The sequence below is a fragment of the Rhizobium sp. LjRoot98 genome (genome assembly GCF_964252935.1).
Lineage (GTDB): Bacteria > Pseudomonadota > Alphaproteobacteria > Rhizobiales > Rhizobiaceae > Pararhizobium.
This window is the reverse complement of sequence record NZ_CAXUPW020000004.1, coordinates 381,617-404,596: the sequence shown is the minus strand read 5'-3', so window position 1 is coordinate 404,596 and position 22,980 is coordinate 381,617. Positions and strand designations below refer to the sequence as shown.

Genomic DNA, 22,980 nt, shown 5'->3' with positions numbered 1-22,980 from the left:
GAAGGTCAAGCGGACATGGCGTGGGATGACAGCAAGCTCAACGAACTGAAGGCGAAGTACGGCGAAGCCCATGGCGGCGAGATGTTCGATCCGACCTTCCGCAAGGTGGCCGACAAGATCTTCTCCAAGAACGGCACCCGTCTTGCGCCTTACTCGGGCGTTCCGACCTTCCTGATGGCGCCGCATATGCCTGTTGATGCCAATGAGCCGGATTTCGGCAATCTTCAGGTCGCCATCGTCGGCGTGCCGATGGATCTCGGTGTCACCAATCGTCCGGGTTCGCGTTTCGGGCCGCGCGCCATGCGCACGATCGAGCGCATCGGTCCTTACAACCACGTTCTCGGCTGCGCGCCGGTGCATGACCTGCGCGTCGCCGATATTGGCGACGTGCCGTTCCAGAGCCGCTACCGGCTGGAACTCAGCCATGACGACATCGAAAAGCGCATCAACCAGATCGTCGATGCCGGTGTGGTTCCTCTTTCTGTCGGCGGCGACCATTCGGTCAGTCATCCGATCCTGAAGGCCGTCGGCAAGAAGCGCCCGGTCGGCATGATTCATATCGACGCTCATTGCGACACCGGCGGCGCCTACGATCTGACCAAGTTCCACCATGGTGGGCCGTTCCGCAACGCAGTGCTCGACGGAGTGCTCGATCCGACCCGGACGATCCAGATCGGTATCCGTGGTTCCTCGGAATATCTGTGGGAGTTCTCCTACGAGTCCGGCATGACCGTTGTTCATGCCGAGGAAGTGACCGGCATGGGCATTCCGGCGATCATCGAGAAGGCGAAGAAGATCGTCGGCGATGGTCCGACTTATCTCTCCTTCGACATCGACAGCGTCGATCCGAGTTTTGCGCCGGGCACCGGTACGCCGGAGATCGGTGGTCTCACCACCCGCGAAGTGCTGGAGCTGATCCGTGGCTTGAAGGGTCTCAATCTGGTCGGCGGCGATGTCGTCGAGGTGGCGCCGCAATACGATTCGACCACCAATACCGCGCATGTTGGCTCGCAGGTCCTGTTCGAGATCCTGAGCCTGATGGTGTTCAGCCCGTTCGTCAACGGCACGCGGGATTAGAGACGTTTCCCTTCTCCCCTGCGGGGAGAAGGTGGCCCAAAGGGCCGGATGAGGGGGCGGCCCGCTCGATACTCGATGCGCGGCCCCTCATCGCCTCGCATACGCTCGGCACTTCTCCCCGCTGGGGAGAAGAGGCAGCAACCAACATTTCCCTCGTCCCGATTATGGGGTGAGGGGCAGACGCCACACACTCAGCCGTGCCTATTGCAAACAAAAATCACAAAGGGGAATACAATGGCCAAACTCTCGACTTTCAAATCCGGCCTGACCGCCGCCCTGATGCTCAGCGGCGCTGTTCTCGGCTTCGCATCGGCTGCCAATGCCGATGCCATCGACGACATCACCAAAGCTGGCGTGCTCAACGTCGGTGTCTTCGCCGATTTCCCGCCTTTTTCCTCGGCCAGCGCCGATATGAGCCTCAAGGGCTATGATATCGACGTCGCGCAATACATCGCCGACAGCCTGAAAGTGAAGCTCAATCCGGTGCCGGTCACCGGTCAGAACCGCATTCCGTACCTCACCGAAAAGCGCGTCGATATGCTGGTCAGCGTCGGCTTCAGCAAGGAACGCGCCGAAGTCATCGATTTCGCAGCCGCCTATGCGCCATACTACATCGCCGTGATCGGCCCGGCTGCAACGGAAGTGAAAGGCAAGGAAGATCTTGCCGGCAAGAGCATCGCGGTCAACCGCGGCACGCTGGAAGACACCTCGCTGACGGAAGCAGCCCCCAAGGATGCCGATATCAAGCGTTTCGACAACTATAACTCGGTGATCCAGGCCTTCATCTCCGGCCAGACCGAACTGATGGTGGTCGGCAATGACGTCGGTGCCCAGGTTTTGGCCCGTCAGGAAGCCCTGAAGCCGGAACAGAAGTTTCAGCTTCTGACCTCGCCCTCGCATCTGGCGCTGAACAAGGGCGAAGACCGCCTGAAGACGGCGATCAACGATGCGGTTGCCAAGATGCTGGCCGACGGCAAGCTGAATGCAAGTTCGGAAGCATGGCTGAAAGTGCCGCTCAATCCTGAAAACCTGAAGGATTGATCCTTTGGGCTATGTGCTCGATTTTGGCTGGCTGGGCGATGCGGTTTCGCTGATCGCCAGCGGCGCGGCCATGACGCTTTTCCTGATCGCGGTGTCGGCTGTTGCCGGCATCGTGCTCAGCGTTTTGGGTGCCGCAGGACGTCGCAGCCGTCATGCGTGGCTGCGCCGCGCGATCGCCGGTTATGTCGAGCTCATCCGCAACACGCCGTTTCTGGTGCAATTGTTCTTCATCTTCTTCGGGCTGCCCAGTCTTGGCATTCGCCTTGATCCGGTAGCCGCCGCCATTCTTGCGATGACCTTGAACATGACGGCCTATACGACGGAGATCGTCGGTGCCGGTCTTGACGCGGTACCGAAAGGGCAGCGCGAGGCGGCACTTGCGCTCGGTCTGCGGCCGCGCCTGGTGTTCATCAAGATCGTGCTGCCGCAGGCGCTGAAGGTGATCTATCCGGCGCTGACCAGCCAGATCGTCATCATGATGCTGGAATCGGCCGTGGTCTCGCAGATCGCCGTGCGCGAACTGACCTATGAGGCGGATCTGCTGCAAGCCCGGACATTCCGCGCGTTCGAGACCTATTTCGTCATCACGCTGGTTTATCTCGCCATGAGTATCGGCCTTCGCCGCCTGCTTGTCGCCGGCGGTAACCGCTTCCTCTCCGGAGGCGTGTCGTGATTGAATTCACCCTCTGGGACATCATCCGCAATCTTCTGCTGGCGGCGCGCTGGACGATCCTGTTGTCCGCCGTTGCCTTCGCAGGCGGCACCATCGTCGGCTTGCTGATCCTGTTCATGCGCATTTCCAAGCGGCTCTGGGTGCAGCGGTTTGCCGAATATTACATCGGCCTGTTTCAAGGCACGCCGCTTCTGATGCAGCTGTTCCTGCTGTTTTTTGGCCTGCCGCTGCTGGGCTTGCGTATCGAACCCTGGACGGCGGCGGTGCTGGGCCTGACACTCTGCGCAAGCGCGTTCCTGGCGGAAATCTGGCGTGGGGGTGTGCAGGCGGTGCCGGTCGGGCAATGGGATGCCGGAGGCAGCCTTGGCCTGCATTATCTGAAGCAATTGCGGCTGATCATCCTGCCGCAGGCCTTTGCGATGACGCGGGCGCCGACGGTCGGTTTTTTGGTGCAGCTGATCAAGAGCACCGCGCTGACATCGATTATCGGCTTTGAGGAGCTGGTCAGAACGTCGAATGCGATCAACAATGCGACCTTCGAACCGTTCAAGGTTTATGGCTTTGTGGCGCTGATCTATTTCGCATTGTGCTTTCCGCTGACGCGTTACGCAAAGATGCTCGAACTTCGTGCTTTAAAACACTGATCAAACCATGGTCCGGGGCTTGCAAGCCGGACCAAAACTTGGGAACAGACCGGAAGCCACAAAAGCGGCACCGGCATAAACAGGAGAACCATGATGACAGATTTTCTCAAGCAGCCCATCGGCCGGCGTGCCGTACTCGGCGCCGGTCTTGCCGGTGCATCGATGCTGGCGATGCCGTCGATCCTGCGTGCGCAGGACAAGTCGCTGAAGGTCGGCGTCTACGGCGGTTATTTCAAGGATTCGTTCGACAAGAACATCTTCCCGGACTTCACCAAGGCAACCGGCATTGCCGTTGAAGCGATTGCCGAGCCGACCGGTGAAGCCTGGCTGGTTCAGCTGGACCAGGCCGCCAAGGCGGGTCGGGCTCCGGCCGACGTCTCGATGATGTCGCAGGTGGCGATGTTGAAGGGCCAGGCGACCGATCTCTGGGCGCCGCTCGACATGGCCAAGATCAAGAACGGCTCCAACCTGATCGACCGCTTTGTCAACAAGTATCCAGACGGCCGTGTTGCCGGTATCGGTGCCGTTTCCTGGTACATCACGCTTGTCACCAATACCGACGTCTACAAGGAAGCCCCGACATCCTGGCAGGCATTCTGGGACCCGGCAAACGCCGACAAGCTCGGCCTTCTTGCGCTCGTGTCCAACTCGTTCCTGCTCGAAGTGACGGCGAAGACGTTCTTCGGCGGCACCAATGCGCTCGATACCGAAGAAGGCGTGCAGAAGGCGTTCGACAAGCTGGCCGAGGTCAAGCCGAACGTTCGCCTCTGGTATCGTGATGAAGCCCAGTTCGAGCAGGCGCTGAAATCGGGCGAAATCCCGATGGGCCAGTATTACCATGACGTCACCGGCCTTGCCGCTGCCGATGGCAATCCTGTCCGCTCGACCTTCCCGAAGGAAGGCGGCATTCAGGACTCGGGTTGCTGGGCGCTGTCGCGCGCATCGACGAAGGTCGAGGAAGCACATGTCTTCATCGATTACATGAGCCAGCCATCGATCCAGGCATTGCTGTCGCGCAAGGTCGGCACGTCGCCGACGGTGAAGCGCGAGCTGATGGACCTGACGGATGCGGAATTCGCAGCCGTTTCGTCCGACATCGAGCCGATCATTCCGCGCTACGATCTCTACCAGACGAAGTCGGATTGGCTGAACCAGAAATGGACCGAACTGATCGTCGGTTGAAGGGGGAAAGCCCCTTATCCGGCCTTCGGCCACCTTCTCCCCGTTTACGGGGAGAAGGGATATGCGGAGTGCTCCGTCATCCCCTCTCCCCGCCTGCGGGGAGAGGGTTAGGTGAGGGGCTTTTCTAACCACCATGTTTGAGAAGCAAAAACAATGTCAGGCCTCGCCCTCAACAATGTCACGAAGGAATTCGGGACTTTCACCGCGGTCAACAATGTCGAGTTGACGGTGCCGCATGGCACGTTCGTCTGCATGCTCGGACCGTCCGGGTGCGGCAAGACCACGCTGCTCAGGATGATCGCCGGCCTCGACCTGCCGACCGGCGGCGCGATCCGGCTTGACGGCGAAGACATCACCCATGTTCCAACGCACAAGCGCAATCTCGGCATGGTGTTCCAGTCGCTGGCGTTGTTTCCGCACCTGACCGTCGGCGAGAACATCGCTTACCCCTTGCGCATTCGCGGCGTGCCGAAGGAAGATCAGAAGAAGCGTGTCGATGAGCTTCTGTCGATGATCCACCTTTCCGGCTATGCCGACCGGCCGGTAGCAAAACTCTCCGGTGGCCAGCGCCAGCGCGTCGCGATCGCCCGGGCACTGTCGATCTCGCCCAAACTCTTCCTGCTCGACGAGCCGCTGTCGGCGCTCGACGCTAAGCTGCGCGAAGCGATGCAGGTAGAATTGCGCCAGCTGCAGCAGAAGCTCGGCATCACCACCATCGTCGTCACCCATGACCAGCGCGAAGCGATGACCATGGCCGATACGGTGGTCGTCATGAAGGGCGGCGAAATCCGCCAGGCCGCTTCGCCCATCGAGATCTATCGCCGTCCGGCCGACACGTTCGTTGCCGACTTCATCGGCTCGACCAATCTTCTCGAGGCGGAAGCCGACAGCACTGGTGGCGTCACCGTTCTTGGCCAGCCGGTGTCCGGCGTTTCTCTCGGGGGAGGTGTCCGCAAAGCGACGCTGTCGATCCGGCCGGAAGACGTGCATCTGACGGCACCCGGCAATGGCGCGCTGTCCGGCACCGTCACCTTCGTGCGCGATCTCGGCGGCACGATCGAAACCTTTGTGGATATTGCCGGCCGTCAGCTCGTTGCAGTCTCGACGCCGCGCGCCCGCCCCGATGTCACCGTCGGTCAGCCGGTCGGCGTGGTGCTTTTGCCGGACGTCTGCGTGGTGCTGGCCAAATGAGACGCGAAGCCCCGCAAAAACTTAGCGATTACGGCCCGTTGTTCTTCCCGGCGATGATGCTGATCGTTTTTTTCGTCGTGCCGTTCGCGACGATGATTGCCGTCTCGTTCTTCCAGCGCCAGCAGGGCGGCTTCTATGTACCTGCCTTCCAGTTCGCCAATTATGAGCGCTTTCTCAGCCTGTTCTTTGCCAACGTGCTCGGCTTCTCGCTGATGCTGGCGGTGACGGTGGCGATCTGCTGCGTCTTGCTTGCCGTTCCCTTCACCTATCTTCTGACCCGCATGACGCGGAAAGTGCAGATCGTCTGGCTGGTGGCTTTGCTCTCGGTTCTGTCGCTGTCGGAAGTCATCATCGGCTTTGCGTGGTCGACGCTGTTTTCGCGGACTGCCGGGATTACCAACCTGCTCGTCATGGCGGGTATCATGAGCGAGGCGAAAGCTCTTTTGCCGAGTTTCGGAGCGGTGTTGACCGGCATGGTCTATCAGGCCTTTCCCTACACCGTCCTGGTGCTGTATCCGGCCCTCGTGCGGCTTGACCCGACCCTGACCGAAGCGGCCCGCACGCTGGGCGCTTCGCCAATCAAGGCGTTCTTCACGGTCGTCGTTCCGGCGCTGCGCAACACCATTACCGCAACACTGATCATGGTCTTCATCTTCGCGCTCGGGTCTTACCTCCTGCCGCAGCTTCTCGGCCGGCCGCAGCACTGGACGCTGTCGGTGCTGATCACCGATCAGGCGATCTACCAGTCGAACATGCCCTTTGCGGCAGCAATGGCGGTGTTCCTGGTGCTGGTGACGCTCGGCCTTGTTGCGTTAACGGTTCTTGCCGGACGCAAGGGAGAAGCCGCATGACCGGTGCGCTCAGCAAAGTCTATTTCTTCCTGATCGGCCTGTTTCTGGCCTTGCCGATGATCGTCGTTGCCGGTGTGTCGGTGAACGCCAAGCAGACGCTGGCCTTCCCGCCGAAGGGGTTTTCGTTGTCCTGGTACGGCGAAATCTTCCTCAATCCGGAGTGGCGCAACGCCCTGTTTGCCTCGCTGACGCTCGCCATCCTGTCGGCGGCTCTGGCCGTTGCGATCGCCTTGCCGCTCGCCTGGTTTCTCTGGCGGCGGATCGCGCCTTGGGCGAACATCTTTCAGCTTCTTGGCATCGCGCCGTTTACGCTGCCGCCTGTGATCACAGCCCTTGGCCTTTTGACGTTCTGGGCGACGACCGGTTTTTACGGCCAGCCGTGGACGGCCGTCGTCAGCCACGCGATCTTCTTCGTGACGCTGCCGCTGGTGACCTTGTCGCTCGGTTTTACCGCGATCGACCGCTCGCTGGTCGAGGCCGCCGCAACCATGGGCGCCGATGACAAGACGATCTTCCGCACGGTCGTGCTGCCGCTGATCCTGCCCTATATCGTGTCGGGTTATGCCTTTGCCTTCGTGCTGTCGCTCAACGAATATATCGTTGCCTACATGACCGTCGGCTTCACCATGGAAACGCTGCCGATCAAGATCTTTAATGCCCTGCGCTATGGCTACACGCCGACCATGGCATCCGTGACGATCCTGTTCGTGGCGACCGCCGCCATCATCTTCTCCCTTGTCGCGCGGTTCGGCGATCTGCCAAAACTGCTCGGCGCCATGTCATCGGACGACACATGATCACCATCGCCGCTTTGCAGATGAAATCGGAAAGCGGCGATATCGCCGCCAATCTCACCCGCATCGAACAGGCGGCGCGGGACGCGGCGGCCAAAGGTGCAAGCCTGCTGATCACGCCCGAACTCGGGCTTACCGGCTACGGCGCCGGTGATATAATTCGCGAACTGGCGGAGCCGGTGGACGGACCTCTGGTACGGCGGTTGCAGTCGATCTCGACGGAGCTTGGCATCGCGATCATTGCAGGTTTCGCCGAGAGGGCAGAGGGCACGGTCTTCAACAGTGCCGTTTATGTGGATGGTCCGGCGGCCCCCGTCATCTATCGCAAGTCCAATCTTTATGGTGATTACGAGCGGGGGCTGTTTGCGGCTCCCGAACCGGGCACCGTCCTGTTCGATCACCGTGGTGTCAAATGCGGCATGCTGATCTGCTACGATGTCGAGTTCCCGGAAAATGTCCGCCGTCTTGCCTTGGCGGGGGCGGATGCGGTGCTGGTGCCGACGGCGTTGCCGGCCGGTTACTCCGGTACCTTCATTGCCGATCACATGATCCAGACACGCGCCTTCGAAAATCAGGTTTTCGTCGCCTACATCAATCATCACGGTGCGGATGAACGATTTACATTCGCCGGATCGTCGCGGATCGCAGCACCCGATGGCAGTCTGCTGGCAAAGGCACTTCCACACGGCGAGGCCTTGATGCTCACGAGCATCAACCCTGCCGATTTTCAGGTCTCGAAAACCGAAAATACCTATCTCACCGACCTCACGCATCGCGCCTGATCCGGCGACTGATGTTTTGGCTCAGGGTTAAAAGCCTGACACCTGTCCAAACCGGCTTGATGCAGCAAGGCCCAAATCATCGTTCACATATTGTGAACGTTCTGTCCGCGCAGGGCATCTTTATAAAACAGCTCATGCAGCCGATATTCGCTCCAGACATAACGAATGGAGGCAGCCATGAGCTTGCAACTGACAGGAATTCATCACCTCACCGCGATCACTGCGAACGTCAAGGAAAACGTGCGTTTCTATACGCATGTCCTCGGCATGCGTCTGGTCAAGAAGACCGTGAACCAGGACGATACCACCGCCTATCATCTGTTCTATGCCGATGGTGAGGCAACGCCGGGTACCGACCTGACGTTCTTCGATTGGCCCGTCAATCGCGAAACCCGCGGTACTCACAGTGTTTCGCGCACCGGTCTTCGTGTCGGCAGCCCGGAGAGCATCGAATGGTGGAAGGCCCGCTTCGGCGAACTGAGCGTCGCGTCCGGCGATGTCATCGAGATCGACGGCCGCCTGTCGCTTGATTTTGAAGACGGCGAGGGCCAGCGGTTCCGCCTGATCGACGATGGTGGGCTTGCGCCGTCGCATCCCTGGGATCGCAGCCCGGTTCCAGCCGAACACCAGATCAAGGGTCTTGGCCCAATCACCATGAGCGTTCCGGATATCACCAATACGCAACTGGTGCTGGAGCAGGTGATGAACATGACGAAGCAGCGCCAGTACCCGTCGCCGGATGGCAATGGCGAGGTGCATGTGTTTTCGATGGGCGAAGGCGGCCCGGCCGCCGAACTGCATGTTGCTGTTCAGCCCGGCCTGCCGACGGCCCGCCAGGGAGCCGGTGCCGTTCACCACGTCGCGTTCCGCGCACCGGACGAGGCTGCGCTGCACGCATGGACCGAACGTCTCGAGGGCTTCCGCCTTCCGTCGAGCGGCGAGGTCGAACGGTTCTACTTCCGCTCGCTCTATTTCCGCGAGCCGAACGGCATCCTGTTCGAGATCGCCACCGACGGCCCCGGCTTCGCCGTGGACGAGCCGATGGAAACATTGGGCGAAGGCCTGTCGCTACCGCCGTTCCTGGAGCACAAGCGTGTCCAGATCGAGGCCCGGCTGAAGCCGCTGGTCTAACGACAACAAAAGCCGGGAGCAAAACTCCCGGCTTTTTTGTCTGTACTTTTCTGCATTTCGCAGCATTCTTCCGGCAAAGTATGGAAGGATTCTCCCGCATGACAAAACTGATCGGCATTTCCGGAAGCCTGAGAAAGGCGTCGTTCAACACTGCTCTCTTGAAATCGGCTCTGACGCTTGCGCCTGATGGTGTGGCGTTTACATCCGGCACCATCGAAGGCATTCCGCTCTACAATGCCGATGTCGAGCGTGAAGGCGTGCCGGAGGCCGTGCAATTGCTGAAGGATCAGATCGCCGCTTCAGATGGTGTCATCCTGTTCACGCCGGAATACAACAATTCGATGCCCGGCGTGTTCAAGAACGCCATCGACTGGGTCAGTTCGTCGATGACCGGTGCGCCGAATGTGTTTGCCGGACGCGCTTTTGCCATTGCCGGGACGTCACCTGGACCTTTTGGGACGCTGCTCAGCCAGAACGCGTGGCTGTCCGTGTTGCGCACACTTGGTGCGGATCTCTGGTCCGGCAAGCGATTGATACTGCCGAAGGCGGCGTCGCTGTTCGACAAGGAAGGCCATCTGACCGATGATGAGGCGAAGGCGAGGCTGAAGGCTTTTGTTGAGGCCTTCGCCAGCTATGTTGCAGAAAAATCGAAGTAAGGCCGTGCGGGGGCGTCAGCCCCCGATCGTTTTCAGCCAATCGCGAACCGCGTCTGCGTCCATCGGACCAATCTCGTGGCCGGCATCCAGGGTGACGGTTGCAAGTGTTGCGCCCGCGTCGCGCAACACGCCCTCCAGCGGTGTGGCATAGCGGGAATAGCCATCGGTCTTTCCCGTTACCAGCAGGATCTCAGTGCCGGATAGATTCACTTCCGGTACTGTTTCCAACGGGTTCATCATGCGCAGCAGCGCCGCTTTGCGGATCAGTCCGGGGTGCAACAGCATGGTAGCGATCAGCATGTTGGCGCCGTTAGAATAGCCGACGAAAACCATCTTGTCGCGATCAAGGCCGTAGCCCGAAACAGCCCCTTCGATCATCGCCACGAAGGCTTCGGCTTCCGAGGCGATGTCCTTCTGATCAAAGGTGAAGGGCGTGATCCGGCGGAAGAACCGGGGGTGTCCTTCCTCGGTGCTGCGGCCGCGCAGGCTGAGAAGCAGCGCGTTCGGCGCGATCTGGCGGCCGAGCGGCAGAAGGCTGGTTTCGTTGGCGCCGCTGCCGTGCAAGAGCACCAATGTCGTGCCATCGGGATCATCCGCCTGGTGCAGGCGGTGAATGAACGGCAGGTCGCGTTCCGTGAAACGTTCCTCGCCGGGCAGGCCGAATTGCGGCAGCATGACGAGGTTGTCCTGCAGATTTCCGCCAAAATGCTCGGGCACGAACAGTTTCGTTCCCAAGGTCTCAAGACTTTCATCCACCGTCATGCCTGGCGTGTCGGTGGCAAATTCGAACAGCGTGCCGCCAGGTTCGCGGACATAGAGCGAATAGAAATACTTGCGGTTATGGGCGTTGATTTCGCCCGCATCTTCCGCCTCAAGCTGCATGCGCAGCTCCTTGACAGCCGCCACGCTTGAGGCGCGGAAGGCGATATGGTCGATGGTGCCGGTGCCGGGGGCCGCCGTCCAGAAGCCGCCGGCATCGCGGACATCGATGATATCGCCGGAATCGGAGACAAGGCGTTGGATCGCGTCCGTTCGGTCCGCTTCGGCATAGCCGAAATGCCGCGTCACGAAAGCGGCTGTGCCATCGGGCGTGGCTGTCAGGATGGTTGCGCCGCGCAGCCGCCGGATCGCGTCTTCCTGCGGAATATCGGCCGTTACATGCGGAGAGGGGCTGGTCACGGCATCGCTGCCGACGAGCTTGACGATGACGCCGTCGGGATCCTTCAGCCGGATGACCGGTTCGCCGAATTCATGTGTCGGGCCAGTTGCCGCCACATTGTACCGAAGCGCCCGTGTCAGCCAGAAGCCGAGGCTTTCCGGCGCAATGACAAAGGCGATCTCGCTCGGCTGGCCATAGCCGACGCGGCCGGGTGCGCCGTCCTCCCAGACGAGAAATGTGACCAGCGATCCCGGCGAACCAGTCTCGTCACCGTAAAGCAGATGAAGTTGTGCTGCGTCCTCAAACCCGGCTGTGCGCTTGACGAGGCGAAGGCCAAGGAATCCTGCATAAAAATCGACATTCGGCTGTACTTTGCGCGTGATCAGGGTGATGTGGTGGATGCCGCTTGTCATATCTTCCAATCCATTGCTTTGGCTGCACAAAAGCAGCAAACAGAGTGCGGTGCCAGCGCTTCTGCGTAAACACATTGTCCACCGAATGGGCGTCCAAAAGGGCACCTATCGCAGCCGTCTTAGCTGATTCCAGGTCTGTCCTTTACAAGGAAGGCCTTGAAGGCGTCAGCATAGTCCGGATGCCAACGCGATAGTGGAGGGCGGTTTTCGATGATATCCCCGGCCGCCCAGAGAATGCGTTTTTCATCGGTGGGGCGCGCCACGTCATTGTCCGGGCAGAGAATGTAGAAATCGCCGCCCTCAAGGCTTTGCATCATGAAGTCGACCGTCTCCTGGGACGTCCAAGCTGCGTCCGGCTTTTCGGTGCGGCCGTTTGCGGTCAGTCCGGTATAGACGAAGCCGGGGATCAGCAGATGGGCAGTGATGTGGCACTCGGGCGTGTTGCGCAGATCGTGCTGGAGCGCTTCGGTGAAGGCTTTGACGCCGGCTTTCGCAACATTGTAGGCGGGGTCGCCAGGCGGAGTGGTGATGCCCTGCTTGGAGCCGGTATTGATGATCAGGCCCGTCTGGCCGTGGGCGATCATGGCGGGAGCAAAGACGCGCGAGCCGTTGATAACGCCCCAGAGATTGACCGCGAAGACCTTTTCCCACGCATCCTGTGCACCCAAAATTGCGCTGCCGGGTTGGATGCCTGCATTGTTCATCAGCACATGTACACGGCCGAAGCGTTCAATGGCTCCGGCTTCCAGCGCCTTGAGAGAGTCGATGCTCGATACGTCCGTCGCGATCGCAATGACACTTCCGGCCCCATGCGGGGAAAGGGCTGCTGCTTCCCGGGCGGCCTTGTCCAGACGCTCACCCGGTAGATCAGCGAGAACAACGTTCATGCCAAGTCCGGCAAAGCGCCTGGCAGCCGCCAGGCCGATCCCGGACGCCGCTCCGGTCACGACGGCAACATGGTGATTGGCAAAGGCTGGATGATTCATCGCTTCCATCTCGTTTTCGAGGGTATGGTCATGGATGGAAAACTAGGCAAGCTGGCGGGATAAGTCCACCATTGCCGTGGGCCGTCCTCTTGCCGGAAGGACAGGCGGCCCTAATTTTTACAGGAATTCACTGCCCTGATTTTCCGTCCGGGCGTTGCGCAGAGGAACCCAATGGCCACATCGAAGACCCGGAACAGCCGGCAGACGCCTTGCGAACAATGTCCTTTGCGGGCGCTTCCGCATTTCCGCGAATTCAAGCCGGATGAACTGGAATTCGTTTCCAACTTCAAGACTGGAGAACTGGCGGTCGACGCGGGAACCACCATCCTGGTGGAAGGGTCGCATAGCGCTCATCTGTTTACGGTTCTGTCCGGTTGGGGTTTTCGCTACAAGATGCTCGATGATGGCCGCCGCCAGATCCTCAACTATATGATGCCGGGAGACCTGATCGGCCTGCAGGGTAGCCTGATGGGCGAAATGCAGCATTCGGTCGAGGCGCTTTCGCCAGTCACTCTGTGCGTTTTCGAGCGTGACAAGCTTGGTGCACTCTACCGCAACTATCCGGATCTTGCCTACGACCTGACCTGGATTGCTGCGCAGGAAGAACGAATCCTCGACGAAAATCTGCTGAGCATCGGCCGGCGGTCAGCGCTCGAACGGGCCGCCTATTTGCTGGCCTTCCTCTATCAACGCGCCAAGGCAAGCAACCTGTTCAAGGGCGAACGTGTTTCCATTCCGATCACGCAGCAGCATGTGGCCGATACACTCGGGCTTTCCATCGTTCACACCAACAAGACGCTGAAGAAGCTCGGCGAGCGCAAGCTCATCCGCTGGGCCGACCGCGGCTGTGATATTCTGGACGACGACGGGCTGATGAAGATTTCGGGCTGGGAGGGGTATCGTGAGCAGCACCGCCCGTTTATCTGAGTGGGGTGTTGCCCAATTGCGTCGGTACGTGTCTTATTTAAATGCCGTGACCGCTTCGTTGTCATACGTGTTGGTTTCAGGGCTTGCGCTCGAATGGTGCAGGCGATTCGCGGACAGGGACTTATCGGTGACGCTCACGGAAATTCCAGTCTCGATCAAGCGTGTATTGGTGCTCGAAGACAACTTCATTATCGCCATGGACGCCGAGGATGTTTTAAAGTCGATCGGCATTGAGCATGTCGACATTGCTGGAAATGTTGCCGAGGCGCAGGCGCTGATCGAGGAGAAGTCTTTCGATTTTGCGCTTCTCGACGTCAATCTGGGTACTCAAACAAGCTTCGACTTCGCCACGATCCTCATCGAGCGGGCCATAGACTTCGGTTTTGTCAGCGGTTACGGCGACGACTTCGTCTTTCCCCCCGAACTGCGCGACATATCCCGCATTACCAAGCCTTTCAACGAGAGCTCCGTGGCTGGTCTTCTCGGCGCGGGACTGGCCAACCGGCGCTAGACCTTTCCCCCCGGCAAGCATTTTCCCGCATAGCCATTCCCCTTGGGTCTCAACCTGCGGTTTTCGCTATGCTTATGTAAAAAATCCGCATAGCCTCCCTACTGCCGTCAATGCAGCGAGGAGCATGCTTGCTCATCTTGTAACGAATGATTTCCGTCGATCCCATCCGCTTGTCATTGGGGTGGGTCGCGTATATTGAGGGGCCACAATAAATGGTTCAGCTTGAATATCGGAATGAGCGGGCGCAGATGAGTGAGAAACGAAAACTCCGCCGATCCGGATGGTGGTTGGCATCGTTCGCAGCCTTGGCCCTGACATCCTGCGAGGGCGAAACGAAACAGCCGGAAGCGGCAAAAATCACTGTCCGGGTGCAGACTGCCGAATTTGCCGATCACCGGCAGACAGTGACGCTGACCGGCGAGGTTGTCGCTCATGTCCAGACCAATCTTTCGTTCCGCGTCAGTGGCCAGATAACGGAATGGCTCGCGGATGTCGGCTCGCATGTCTCCGCCGGCGAGGTTTTGGCGCGCATCGATCCGAGCGAACAGAAGGCCGATGTCGAGGCCGCGGAGGCTGCTGTGAGGGCTGCCGAAGCGCAGGTTCGGCAGGCTTCCGCTGCGTTTGAACGGCAAAAATCGCTGCTGGCGAAGAATTCCACCACGCAGGAAGCCTTTGATCAGGCACAGACCGCTTTGCAGACGGCGCAAGGATCGCTTGAATCTTCGAAAGCGCTGCTCGGCACGTCCCGGGACGCGCTCTCCTATACCGAACTGAAGGCTGATGCGGATGGGATCGTCACGGCACGCAATGCCGAGACGGGTCAGGTGGTTCAGGCCGCGCAAACGATGTTTTCCGTCGCAAGGGATGGTCCCCGCGATGCAATATTCGACGTTTATGAATCGCTGCTGTTCGAAAAGCCCGCGGAGCCGAAAATCCAGCTGGCGCTCGTCAGTGATCCTTCCGTCAAAACTGAGGGAACGATCAGTGAGATCTCGCCGACGATCGATACGGCAACGGGAACCGTTCGCGTCAAGATTGCCATGGACACGACGCCTGATCGCATGACGCTCAGCGCGCCGGTGACCGGATTTGCCAGCTCCAAGCCGTCAAAGCTGGTCGTGCTGCCATGGACATCGCTGTCCTCGCTGGATGGAAAACCGGCCGTCTGGGTGGTCAATGACAAGGACAACACGGTTAGCCGCAAGCCTGTGAAGGTGGCATCTTACGAGACAGGCCGCGTGCTTGTTGCGGAAGGCCTGTCCAACGGGGAGGCCGTGGTGACCGAAGGCGGAAAGATGCTGCGCCCCGGCCAGACCGTCTATGTGATCAAGGAGCGGGCGAAATGAACCGGATATCCCTCGGCCTGCTCGTTGCGCCATGCGCATTTCTAATACTTGCCGGTTGCCAGGAAAAGGAAGAGCAGGCTGAACCGGCAATCCGCCCGGTGCTTTCGCAAATCGTTGTGCTGCAACGGCTGCCTGCTCCCAGCTTCGCGGGCACCGTGCAGCCAAAGGTCCAGACCAACTTCGGCCCTCGCGTGACGGGCCTGCTGGTTGCCCGGGATGTCGATACCGGTGATACCGTGACGCAGGGCCAGCTTCTGGCCGCGCTCGATCCAACAGCGCTTGAGCTTGCCGTCGGGTCGGCCCGTGCCGATCTGGCAAATGCGGAAGCGACGCTTGCCAATGCCGTTTCGGTCGAGCGGCGCACGAGGGCGCTGTTCAAGATCGGTACGGAAACCCAAGCGTCGGTGGAAAGTACCGAACAGGCGAGTGCCGCGGCGGAAGCGTCGGTTGTCCAGTCGCGTGCGGCGCTGCTGAAAGCTGAGGAGCAACTCTCCTATGCACAGGTGAAGGCCGCCTTCGACGGCGTGGTGACCGAGACCGGGGCGGAGGTGGGCCAAGTGGTCGCCGCCGGTGCGGCAGTCGTGACTGTTGCCCGGCCGGATGCCCGGGATGCGGTGGTGGACGTTCCAGACGGCAATGCGCTTTTGCATGTGGGGACGCCATTCCTTGTTTCCCTGCAGATCGATCCAGCGATAACGGTTAGCGGCCTTGTCCGTGAGGTCGCACCGGCAGCAGATCCGGCAACACGCACGCGCCGCGTCAAGATCGCGCTTGAAAATCCACCGGCAGCTTTCCGGCTTGGCACCACGATCACCGCCACGCTCAAAGAAGCTATTGTCGAGCAACTGGTGCTGCCAGCAACCGCCATCCTCGTGCGTGACGGAAAATCCTATGTCTGGGTGGTCGATGAGGGCGGCGTAACGGTCGAGACCCGCGAAGTGGTCACCGGGCCGCAGACGGGCAATGTGGTCGTCATCACCTCCGGCATCGATGCCGGCATGCGTGTGGTAACGGCAGGGGTCCATAGCCTGGAGGACGGCCAGAAGATCAAGATTGAAGACGAGGCGCAGTCATGAAGAAATTCAACCTGTCCGACTGGGCGCTCGATCACGCATCGATGGTCTGGTATTTCATGATCGTCTTCGGCTTGCTTGGTTTCTTCTCCTACCTGAGCCTTGGCCGCGAGGAAGATCCATCCTTTACCATCAAGACCATGACGATCTCGGCGCAATGGCCGGGCGCTTCGGTCGAGGAAACCACCCGCCAGGTGACGGAACGGATCGAGCGCAAGCTCGAGGAACTGGAATCGCTGGACTACACGCGCAGCATCACCACGCCGGGGCAAACACTCGTCTTTGTCAATTTGAAGGACACGACGAAGGCCCGGGATGTTGCGTCGATCTGGGTGACGGTCCGCAACATGATCGGCGATATTCACGGCCAGTTCCCGTCCGGCGTTGTCGGGCCTTCCTTCAACGACCGCTTCGGCGACGTGTTTGGCAACATCTACGCGTTTACCTCAGACGGGCTGACCCAGCGGCAATTGCGCGATTATGTCGAGACTGCGCGCCGCGAAATCCTGACGGTTCCGAATATCGGCAAAGTCGATATCGTCGGGGCGCAGGACGAGGTGATCTATCTCGAATTCTCGACACGGCAACTGGCAGCACTCGGCATCAACCAGAATGATGTCGTTGCCACGCTGCAGGCCCAGAACGCGATTGCGCCTTCAGGCGTCGTACAGGCAAAGGGTGAGCGCGTCAGCGTTCGCGTCAACGGTCAGTTCTCCTCAGAAGACAGCCTGCGCGCCGTCAATCTGCAGGTCAACAACCGTTTCTTCCGCCTCACCGATATTGCTACCGTCACAAGGGGCTATACCGATCCGCCATCGGCGCTGTTCCGCTACAACGGCCAGTCGGCGATCGGCCTTGCCATCGGCATGAAGCAGGGCGCCAATCTTCTGGAATTCGGCGATCATGTCGAGGAAAAGATAAAGCAGGTCGAGGCGGAGCTGCCGGTCGGCGTTGGTGTTCACCTGGTTTCCGATCAGCCGCTGATCGTCGAGGAGGCCGTCTCCGGTTTTACCCGCGGTCTGGCGGAGGCCGTCATCATCGTTCTTCTCGTCAGCTTCGTCAGCCTTGGCGTTCGTGCTGGGCTGGTGGTTGCCTTGTCGATCCCGCTGACGCTGGCGATTACCTTTGTCGTCATGTCCTATTTCGACATTTCGCTACAGCGGATTTCGCTCGGCGCGCTGATCATCGCGCTCGGTCTCCTCGTCGATGACGCGATGATTGCCGTTGAGATGATGGTGGCGCGGCTGGAGGAGGGCGACTCGCTGCGCAAGGCGGCGACCTATGTCTATACATCCACGGCGTTTCCGATGCTGACCGGCACGCTGGTCACCGTCGCCAGCTTCATTCCTGTCGGGCTCAACAACAGCGCCGCCGGTGAGTTCACCTTCACGCTTTTTGTCGTCATCGCGGTTTCGCTGGTGGTGTCCTGGATCGTCGCCGTGGTGTTTGCCCCATTGCTCGGCGTCACCATCCTGCCGAAAACCATGAAACAGCACCACGAGCAAAAGGGCCGTCTGGCGCGGCTTTTTTCCAGCGTGCTTGGCTGGTGCATGCGCTGGAAATGGACGACGATTGCGCTGACGATAGCCGTCTTCGGCCTGTCGCTGTTCGGCATGACCAAGGTCCAGCAGCAGTTCTTCCCGTCATCGGACCGGCTTGAGCTCATCGTCGACTGGTCATTGCCACAGAATGCGTCGATTACCGACACCAATGCACAGATGGCGAAGTTCGAGCAGGACAAGCTGGTCGGCAATCCCGATGTCGAGCGCTGGTCCACCTATGTCGGGCAGGGCGCTGTGCGCTTCGTTCTGTCCTTTGATGTCCAGCCGCCGGATACGTCGTTTGGCCAGACGATCATCGTGACGAAGAGCCTTGAGGTTCGTGATAAGCTGCGTGCCGACCTGCAGAGGTACCTGAAGGAAACCTTCGTCGGCACGGATGCCTATGTGAAACTGCTGGATATCGGGCCGCCCGTTGGCCGCCCGGTACAGTACCGGCTGAGCGGCCCGGATATCGGTAAGGTGCGCGAGCACGCACTTGAACTCGGCAGCGTTCTTGGCCGCAACCCTCTGCTTGGCGATGTCGTCTATGACTGGAACGAACCGGCACGTGTCATCAAGGTGGATGTGCTGCAGGACAAGGCGCGCCAACTGGGCGTCACCTCGCAGGATATCGCCTCAGCACTCAACGGCATCGTCGGCGGAACGACCGTGACGCAGGTCCGTGACGATATCTACCTGATCAATGTCGTTGCCCGCGCCAAGGCGTCCGAGCGGCAATCGATCGAGCTGCTGCGCGACCTGCAGCTTCCCGGTGCGAGTGGCAACTCCGTGCCGCTGGCCGCCGTCGCAAGCTTCCGCTACGAAATGGAGCAGCCGGTCGTCTGGCGCCGCTCGCGTCTACCGACGCTGACCGTCAAGGCCGGCATTCTCGATGCGACACAGCCGGCGACGATCGTCGCGCAACTTTCCAAGGAGGTGAACGCTTTCGCGGAAAAACTGCCGCCCGGATACAAGATCGATGTCGGCGGCAGCGTCGAGGAGAGCGGCAAGAGCCAGGCGCCGATTGCCGCCGTCGTGCCCTTGATGCTGTTTGTCATGGCGACGATCCTGATGATCCAGCTGCAGAGTTTTTCGCGGTTGTTCCTCGTCTTTGCCGTTGCCCCGTTGGCGCTGATTGGGGTCGTCGCCGCCCTGCTATCCAGCAATTCGCCGATGGGCTTCGTCGCCATTCTCGGCATTCTGGCGCTGATCGGCATCCTCATACGAAACTCGGTCATTCTTGTGGTGCAGATCGAACATCTGCGCACCGAGGGTGTTGCGCCGTGGCAGGCGGTGCAGGACGCGACCGAGCACCGGATGCGGCCGATCATGCTGACGGCCGCGGCCGCCAGCCTGGCGCTGATCCCGATCGCGCGGGAAATCTTCTGGGGGCCAATGGCTTATGCGATGATGGGTGGCATCATCGTCGGTACGGTTCTGACCCTGCTCTTCCTGCCTGCTCTCTACCTCGCATGGTTTCGCATCAAGCCGCCGGAAAAGACCGAGGAAGTCACGCTGGAAGGAACGGCGGTCGCGACCCCGGATGATGCCGTTCCGGTTTAGGATGTTTACAGCATCACCACTGTCAGTTCCGTCTTGTCATGGGCGAAATCGAGCGGTGTAGTGCCGGCGTGCTCCAGCACGAGCCAGTCGTTGGCGTTGAGGATCGCCACGCCGATGGCGCAATTGCTATAGGACGCGGACGCCGTGTCGTTGTCATTGATAGTGGCGACGGCTGTTATGCCATTGACTTTGACGGTAACGGAAAAGGCGCCCGCTGGATTGGCCTCGACGCCAAGACAAATGAGATAGGGGCCTGAAACAGGCACGACGAGCCGATTGCCGCCACCCGTGGCGGCGGCGCCGAGGGTGAAGCCGCCCTGATTGATGTTCAGGATGGAAAAGCCGGTTTGCGAACCGGAAACCGGGGTCAGCAGACCGCCGCCGAGCGTGGCGCGCGCCAATGGCCGCTGCGGCATGCTGACCTGTCCGTGACCGGTGATCACCAGCGCCGATTTCCAGGTGGATCCATCAGGACTGACTTTGATGGCAAACTCGTCCGATCCGGCAAGCCCCATTTCGGCACGGCCGGACCAGCCCGACTGGAACAGCAGGCTTGCCGTGTCGAACGCCGCCGCCTTGTTGACCTTCACCTGATGTCCGTTGCCGTTATGGGTCAGCAGTGTGGCAGCGGCTGCGACAGCGAGCCGGTTGGTGCTGTCGGCGGCGGTGTTGATGCCGAGAAACGCGGGCGTGCCGATCGCGTCGAAGGTTGCCCAGTCGGTGCCGTTGTGAATCTTCAGCTTGTCTTCGGCCGTAAACCAGCCGCGCCAGCCATCCTTCGGCGTGATGAAAATCCAGTCGCCATCCTGGCGGAAGGCAAGCTTGCCGCTCTTTCCGGCCCACGCTGCCGTGGGCGATGCCGTGACATTGAAACACGTTCCCTCCTGCGGATCCGAGGGCGGGGTCGAGAGCGAAGCGATGATCGTCAGTTGTGTCAGCGCATCGAGGCGCTGCAGGGCTTCATTATGGGTGACGTGCTTTTGAGCCTGCGACGGCAGGATATAGGGCAGTTCCAGGTTGACGGTTGTTTCGCTCATCGGGTCCGTTCTCCTTTGCGGTGAGGAGAAGGGTAGCCGCTGATGGAATGCAGGGGATGCGGAGGCTGCCGTATCGTTGTTTTAAAAGGGAGATTAAGGCCGCGTATGCCCGCCAATTCCCCACAGGGGCCGCTGGCAGGAGTCAGTCCTTGCCGCGCGAGACAAAATGCGGATTGGCGAAATCGGCGTCGGATGCCTGGTTGCGTTTGCCGTAGGTGAGCGGATTGCCATCCATGGTCACGGTTTCGCCGCCGGCGGCGCGCAGGACGGCGTCACCTGCAGCGGTATCCCATTCCATCGTCCGGCTCAGCCGCGGATAGATATCGGCCAGTCCTTCGGCAAGAAGACAGAATTTCAGCGAAGAGCCGATCGCTTCATAATCGGTGATGCCATGCTCGGTCAGGTAGGCGACGGTTTCCTGGCTATTGTGATGCTTGCTTGCGAGTGCCACCAGCCGGTCACCACGGCTGCGGCAGCCAATGATCGTTGGCGGACCGATATCGTTTTGGCCGGTAACGACGGCCTTTTTAGCCTTGTTGCGGTTGGCTGCATAGAGAATGCCGAGCGCGGGTGCATAGACGACACCGGCAACCGGTTCGCCTTTTTCGATCAGGGCGATGTTGACGGTGAAATCGTCATTGCGGCAGACAAATTCCTTGGTGCCGTCGAGTGGATCAACCAGGAAGAAGGATTTTCCTTCGATATCGGGGACGTGGCCCGCAGCGACGGCCTCCTCGGCCACGACGGGGATATCGGGGAAGGCGGCTGCCAAAATGTCGAGGATGATCTTTTCGGCGCTCTGGTCGGCATCGGTGACGGGGGAACTGTCGGCCTTGTAGCTGACTTCCGGTCCGGCGTGATAGACGTCGAGGATCGCTTTCCCCGCAGCCACCGCCGCTCCTTCCAGAATGTCGAGCATCTGTGCTTCCTGTGCCTTGCAGCCATCCACGGCTATCGTCTCCGAGTTTTTCACGGACGTTGAATTTCAACGTCCGGAACGCGCATCATACATCCGCATTCCTTACCGGTCTTTTCAAGATTCGCGCGTGAAATTTTGCCGACTGTGCCGCATTTGGCACTGTGTCTTTTGCGCTGGTGCGGTAGAGCTGCGATTGCACTGCAACAGGATGGGTGGAACTGGGACTGGCATGCGTTATTCGGCATTCTCCATCGTTAAGAACGCGCTGACGGGCAACGTCAACTGGAAGCCGGCCTGGCGCCAGCCGGAACCGAAGCCATACTATGACGTGATCATCGTTGGCGGTGGCGGCCATGGGCTGGCGACAGCCTATTATCTCGCGAAAGAATTCGGCCTCAAGAACATCGCGGTGCTGGAAAAGGGTTATCTCGGCTCTGGCAATGTCGGCCGCAACACCACCATCGTGCGCTCCAACTACATGCTGCCCGGCAACGAGCCGTTCTACGAGTTTTCGATGAAGCTCTGGGAAGGTATGGAGCAGGACCTCAACTACAACGCCATGCTGTCACAGCGCGGCATCATCAACCTCTACCACAATGACGGCCAGCGCGATGCCTATATCCGCCGCGGCAATGCCATGTGGATGGAGGGTGTTCCGGCCGAGTTGCTCGACCGCGCCGCCTTGAAGAAAATGTTGCCCTTCCTGAATTTCGATCATGCCCGCTTTCCGATCATGGGTGGTCTGTTACAGAAGCGCGGCGGCACGGCGCGTCATGATGCCGTGGCCTGGGGTTATGCCCGCGCCGCCGATCGTCTTGGTGTCGATCTCATCCAGAATTGCGAAGTCACTGGCATCCGCCGCGACAACGGCGTCGTCACCGGCGTCGAGACATCCAGAGGTTTCATCGGTTGCGGCAAGCTCGGGCTGGCGGCAGCCGGCAACACCTCGCGCGTCGGAGAGATGGCCGACCTGAAGCTGCCGATCGAAAGCCACGTCCTTCAGGCCTTTGTTACTGAAGGACTGAAACCTGCTATCAATCATGTTATCACCTATGGCGCCGGGCATTTCTACATTTCCCAGTCGGACAAGGGCGGCCTTGTTTTCGGCGCCGACATCGACGGTTATAATTCCTATGCCCAGCGCGGCAATCTGGCGACGGTCGAGCACGTGATGGAAGAAGGGGTGACGATGATCCCCGGCCTGTCGCGGGTGCGTGTGCTCCGCTCCTGGGGCGGCGTCATGGACATGAGCATGGACGGCTCGCCGATCATCAGCCACACGCCCATCGACAATCTCTATCTGAACTGTGGCTGGTGCTACGGCGGCTTCAAGGCGACGCCGGCATCCGGATGGTGTTTTGCGCATCTGATCGCCAAGAACGAAACCCATCCCGTCGCCCGCTTTCTGCGCCTCGATCGCTTCGAACGCGGCTATCCCATCGATGAACACGGCGCTGGTCCACAGCCCAACCTGCATTGAGAT

At 60.1% G+C, this 22,980-nt stretch carries 21 protein-coding genes; 17 read left to right on the top strand and 4 right to left on the bottom strand.

Features of this window, described 5'->3' with window-relative positions; translation table 11 throughout:
- The first annotated feature begins 15 nt into the window (after positions 1 to 15).
- The 11 genes from speB to ACSQ3J_RS16280 all read left to right on the top strand — a co-directional run bounded on the left by speB (position 16) and on the right by ACSQ3J_RS16280 (position 10,022).
- Entirely contained in the window at positions 16 to 1,077 is a 1,062-nt protein-coding gene (speB, locus tag ACSQ3J_RS16330) for an agmatinase (RefSeq protein ID WP_060505946.1), read from the top strand.
- A gap of 234 nt (positions 1,078 to 1,311) precedes the next feature.
- Positions 1,312 to 2,118: a transporter substrate-binding domain-containing protein gene (locus tag ACSQ3J_RS16325; protein WP_060505945.1), complete on the top strand. Its 807-nt coding sequence runs from the start codon at positions 1,312 to 1,314 to the stop codon at positions 2,116 to 2,118.
- 4 nt (positions 2,119 to 2,122) lie between these two features.
- Complete coding sequence (locus ACSQ3J_RS16320; protein WP_060505944.1) at positions 2,123 to 2,791, top strand: amino acid ABC transporter permease; 669 nt, start codon at positions 2,123 to 2,125, stop codon at positions 2,789 to 2,791.
- Positions 2,788 to 3,435 carry an amino acid ABC transporter permease gene (locus tag ACSQ3J_RS16315; RefSeq protein WP_060505943.1) on the top strand — a complete coding sequence of 216 codons (648 nt, stop codon included), beginning with the start codon at positions 2,788 to 2,790 and terminating at the stop codon, positions 3,433 to 3,435. Before ACSQ3J_RS16320 ends, ACSQ3J_RS16315 begins: the two co-directional genes overlap by 4 nt.
- A gap of 93 nt (positions 3,436 to 3,528) precedes the next feature.
- Positions 3,529 to 4,617, top strand: a complete 1,089-nt coding sequence (locus ACSQ3J_RS16310) for an ABC transporter substrate-binding protein (RefSeq protein WP_436039555.1) — start codon at positions 3,529 to 3,531, stop codon at positions 4,615 to 4,617.
- Between the two features lie 153 nt (positions 4,618 to 4,770).
- A complete protein-coding gene (locus ACSQ3J_RS16305; protein WP_060505941.1) occupies positions 4,771 to 5,808 on the top strand; it encodes an ABC transporter ATP-binding protein in 1,038 nt (345 codons plus the stop codon).
- Positions 5,805 to 6,659, top strand: coding sequence for an ABC transporter permease (locus ACSQ3J_RS16300; RefSeq protein ID WP_060505940.1), 855 nt, complete (start codon positions 5,805 to 5,807; stop codon positions 6,657 to 6,659). The genes ACSQ3J_RS16305 and ACSQ3J_RS16300 overlap by 4 nt, the downstream gene beginning before the upstream one ends.
- Positions 6,656 to 7,456: an ABC transporter permease gene (locus ACSQ3J_RS16295; protein WP_060505939.1), complete on the top strand. Its 801-nt coding sequence runs from the start codon at positions 6,656 to 6,658 to the stop codon at positions 7,454 to 7,456. The genes ACSQ3J_RS16300 and ACSQ3J_RS16295 overlap by 4 nt, the downstream gene beginning before the upstream one ends.
- Positions 7,453 to 8,235, top strand: coding sequence for a carbon-nitrogen hydrolase family protein (locus ACSQ3J_RS16290; RefSeq protein ID WP_436039554.1), 783 nt, complete (start codon positions 7,453 to 7,455; stop codon positions 8,233 to 8,235). Before ACSQ3J_RS16295 ends, ACSQ3J_RS16290 begins: the two co-directional genes overlap by 4 nt.
- Positions 8,236 to 8,412: 177 nt before the next feature.
- Positions 8,413 to 9,366 (top strand): ring-cleaving dioxygenase, encoded by a 954-nt coding sequence (locus tag ACSQ3J_RS16285; RefSeq protein WP_060505937.1) that lies wholly within the window; start codon positions 8,413 to 8,415, stop codon positions 9,364 to 9,366.
- A 98-nt stretch (positions 9,367 to 9,464) separates the two neighbouring features.
- The gene (locus ACSQ3J_RS16280; protein ID WP_060506090.1) at positions 9,465 to 10,022 is read left to right on the top strand and encodes an NADPH-dependent FMN reductase; all 558 of its coding nucleotides are present in this window, start codon (positions 9,465 to 9,467) and stop codon (positions 10,020 to 10,022) included.
- 15 nt (positions 10,023 to 10,037) lie between these two features.
- On the opposite strand, the gene ACSQ3J_RS16275 is transcribed toward ACSQ3J_RS16280, so the two are convergent.
- Both ACSQ3J_RS16275 and ACSQ3J_RS16270 read right to left on the bottom strand, forming a co-directional pair.
- The gene (locus ACSQ3J_RS16275) at positions 10,038 to 11,594 is read right to left on the bottom strand and encodes a VOC family protein (RefSeq protein WP_060505936.1); all 1,557 of its coding nucleotides are present in this window, start codon (positions 11,592 to 11,594) and stop codon (positions 10,038 to 10,040) included.
- Positions 11,595 to 11,713: 119 nt separating this feature from the next.
- On the bottom strand, positions 11,714 to 12,580 hold the full coding sequence (locus ACSQ3J_RS16270) for an SDR family NAD(P)-dependent oxidoreductase (RefSeq protein WP_060506089.1): 867 nt from the start codon (positions 12,578 to 12,580) through the stop codon (positions 11,714 to 11,716).
- A 171-nt stretch (positions 12,581 to 12,751) separates the two neighbouring features.
- Here ACSQ3J_RS16270 and ACSQ3J_RS16265 point away from each other — a divergent pair, with 171 nt between their 5' ends.
- From ACSQ3J_RS16265 to ACSQ3J_RS16245, 5 genes are all read left to right on the top strand, one after another.
- Entirely contained in the window at positions 12,752 to 13,507 is a 756-nt protein-coding gene (locus ACSQ3J_RS16265) for a Crp/Fnr family transcriptional regulator (RefSeq protein WP_060505935.1), read from the top strand.
- On the top strand, positions 13,482 to 14,018 hold the full coding sequence (locus ACSQ3J_RS16260; RefSeq protein WP_244482322.1) for a hypothetical protein: 537 nt from the start codon (positions 13,482 to 13,484) through the stop codon (positions 14,016 to 14,018). Before ACSQ3J_RS16265 ends, ACSQ3J_RS16260 begins: the two co-directional genes overlap by 26 nt.
- Positions 14,019 to 14,305: 287 nt before the next feature.
- Positions 14,306 to 15,364 carry an efflux RND transporter periplasmic adaptor subunit gene (locus ACSQ3J_RS16255; protein WP_436039553.1) on the top strand — a complete coding sequence of 353 codons (1,059 nt, stop codon included), beginning with the start codon at positions 14,306 to 14,308 and terminating at the stop codon, positions 15,362 to 15,364.
- Positions 15,361 to 16,440, top strand: a complete 1,080-nt coding sequence (locus ACSQ3J_RS16250; RefSeq protein ID WP_060505933.1) for an efflux RND transporter periplasmic adaptor subunit — start codon at positions 15,361 to 15,363, stop codon at positions 16,438 to 16,440. The genes ACSQ3J_RS16255 and ACSQ3J_RS16250 overlap by 4 nt, the downstream gene beginning before the upstream one ends.
- Positions 16,437 to 19,541: an efflux RND transporter permease subunit gene (locus ACSQ3J_RS16245; protein ID WP_436039552.1), complete on the top strand. Its 3,105-nt coding sequence runs from the start codon at positions 16,437 to 16,439 to the stop codon at positions 19,539 to 19,541. The genes ACSQ3J_RS16250 and ACSQ3J_RS16245 overlap by 4 nt, the downstream gene beginning before the upstream one ends.
- A 5-nt stretch (positions 19,542 to 19,546) precedes the next feature.
- On the opposite strand, the gene ACSQ3J_RS16240 is transcribed toward ACSQ3J_RS16245, so the two are convergent.
- Together ACSQ3J_RS16240 and cysQ are read right to left on the bottom strand one after the other, a co-directional pair.
- Positions 19,547 to 20,578, bottom strand: a complete 1,032-nt coding sequence (locus ACSQ3J_RS16240; RefSeq protein ID WP_436039551.1) for a DUF2793 domain-containing protein — start codon at positions 20,576 to 20,578, stop codon at positions 19,547 to 19,549.
- Positions 20,579 to 20,720: 142 nt separating this feature from the next.
- Positions 20,721 to 21,497, bottom strand: a complete 777-nt coding sequence (gene cysQ, locus ACSQ3J_RS16235) for a 3'(2'),5'-bisphosphate nucleotidase CysQ (RefSeq protein WP_436039550.1) — start codon at positions 21,495 to 21,497, stop codon at positions 20,721 to 20,723.
- 229 nt (positions 21,498 to 21,726) lie between these two features.
- Here cysQ and ACSQ3J_RS16230 point away from each other — a divergent pair, with 229 nt between their 5' ends.
- Complete coding sequence (locus ACSQ3J_RS16230; protein WP_436039549.1) at positions 21,727 to 22,977, top strand: sarcosine oxidase subunit beta family protein; 1,251 nt, start codon at positions 21,727 to 21,729, stop codon at positions 22,975 to 22,977.
- Positions 22,978 to 22,980: the final 3 nt, after the last annotated feature.

Bases quoted from the DNA above. Each gene is read 5' to 3' on its own strand.
- ACSQ3J_RS16325 (WP_060505945.1), top strand. From the start codon at position 1,312: ATGGCCAAACTCTCGACTTTCAAATCCGGCCTGACCGCCGCCCTGATG.
- ACSQ3J_RS16280 (WP_060506090.1), top strand. From the start codon at position 9,465: ATGACAAAACTGATCGGCATTTCCGGAAGCCTGAGAAAGGCGTCGTTC.
- ACSQ3J_RS16265 (WP_060505935.1), top strand. From the start codon at position 12,752: ATGGCCACATCGAAGACCCGGAACAGCCGGCAGACGCCTTGCGAACAA.
- ACSQ3J_RS16270 (WP_060506089.1), bottom strand. From the start codon at position 12,580: ATGAATCATCCAGCCTTTGCCAATCACCATGTTGCCGTCGTGACCGGA.
- cysQ (WP_436039550.1), bottom strand. From the start codon at position 21,497: ATGCTCGACATTCTGGAAGGAGCGGCGGTGGCTGCGGGGAAAGCGATC.
- speB (WP_060505946.1), top strand. From the start codon at position 16: ATGGCGTGGGATGACAGCAAGCTCAACGAACTGAAGGCGAAGTACGGC.
- ACSQ3J_RS16240 (WP_436039551.1), bottom strand. From the start codon at position 20,578: ATGAGCGAAACAACCGTCAACCTGGAACTGCCCTATATCCTGCCGTCG.
- ACSQ3J_RS16245 (WP_436039552.1), top strand. From the start codon at position 16,437: ATGAAGAAATTCAACCTGTCCGACTGGGCGCTCGATCACGCATCGATG.
- ACSQ3J_RS16275 (WP_060505936.1), bottom strand. From the start codon at position 11,594: ATGACAAGCGGCATCCACCACATCACCCTGATCACGCGCAAAGTACAG.
- ACSQ3J_RS16285 (WP_060505937.1), top strand. From the start codon at position 8,413: ATGAGCTTGCAACTGACAGGAATTCATCACCTCACCGCGATCACTGCG.
- ACSQ3J_RS16230 (WP_436039549.1), top strand. From the start codon at position 21,727: ATGCGTTATTCGGCATTCTCCATCGTTAAGAACGCGCTGACGGGCAAC.
- ACSQ3J_RS16250 (WP_060505933.1), top strand. From the start codon at position 15,361: ATGAACCGGATATCCCTCGGCCTGCTCGTTGCGCCATGCGCATTTCTA.
- ACSQ3J_RS16290 (WP_436039554.1), top strand. From the start codon at position 7,453: ATGATCACCATCGCCGCTTTGCAGATGAAATCGGAAAGCGGCGATATC.
- ACSQ3J_RS16305 (WP_060505941.1), top strand. From the start codon at position 4,771: ATGTCAGGCCTCGCCCTCAACAATGTCACGAAGGAATTCGGGACTTTC.
- ACSQ3J_RS16295 (WP_060505939.1), top strand. From the start codon at position 6,656: ATGACCGGTGCGCTCAGCAAAGTCTATTTCTTCCTGATCGGCCTGTTT.
- ACSQ3J_RS16310 (WP_436039555.1), top strand. From the start codon at position 3,529: ATGACAGATTTTCTCAAGCAGCCCATCGGCCGGCGTGCCGTACTCGGC.
- ACSQ3J_RS16300 (WP_060505940.1), top strand. From the start codon at position 5,805: ATGAGACGCGAAGCCCCGCAAAAACTTAGCGATTACGGCCCGTTGTTC.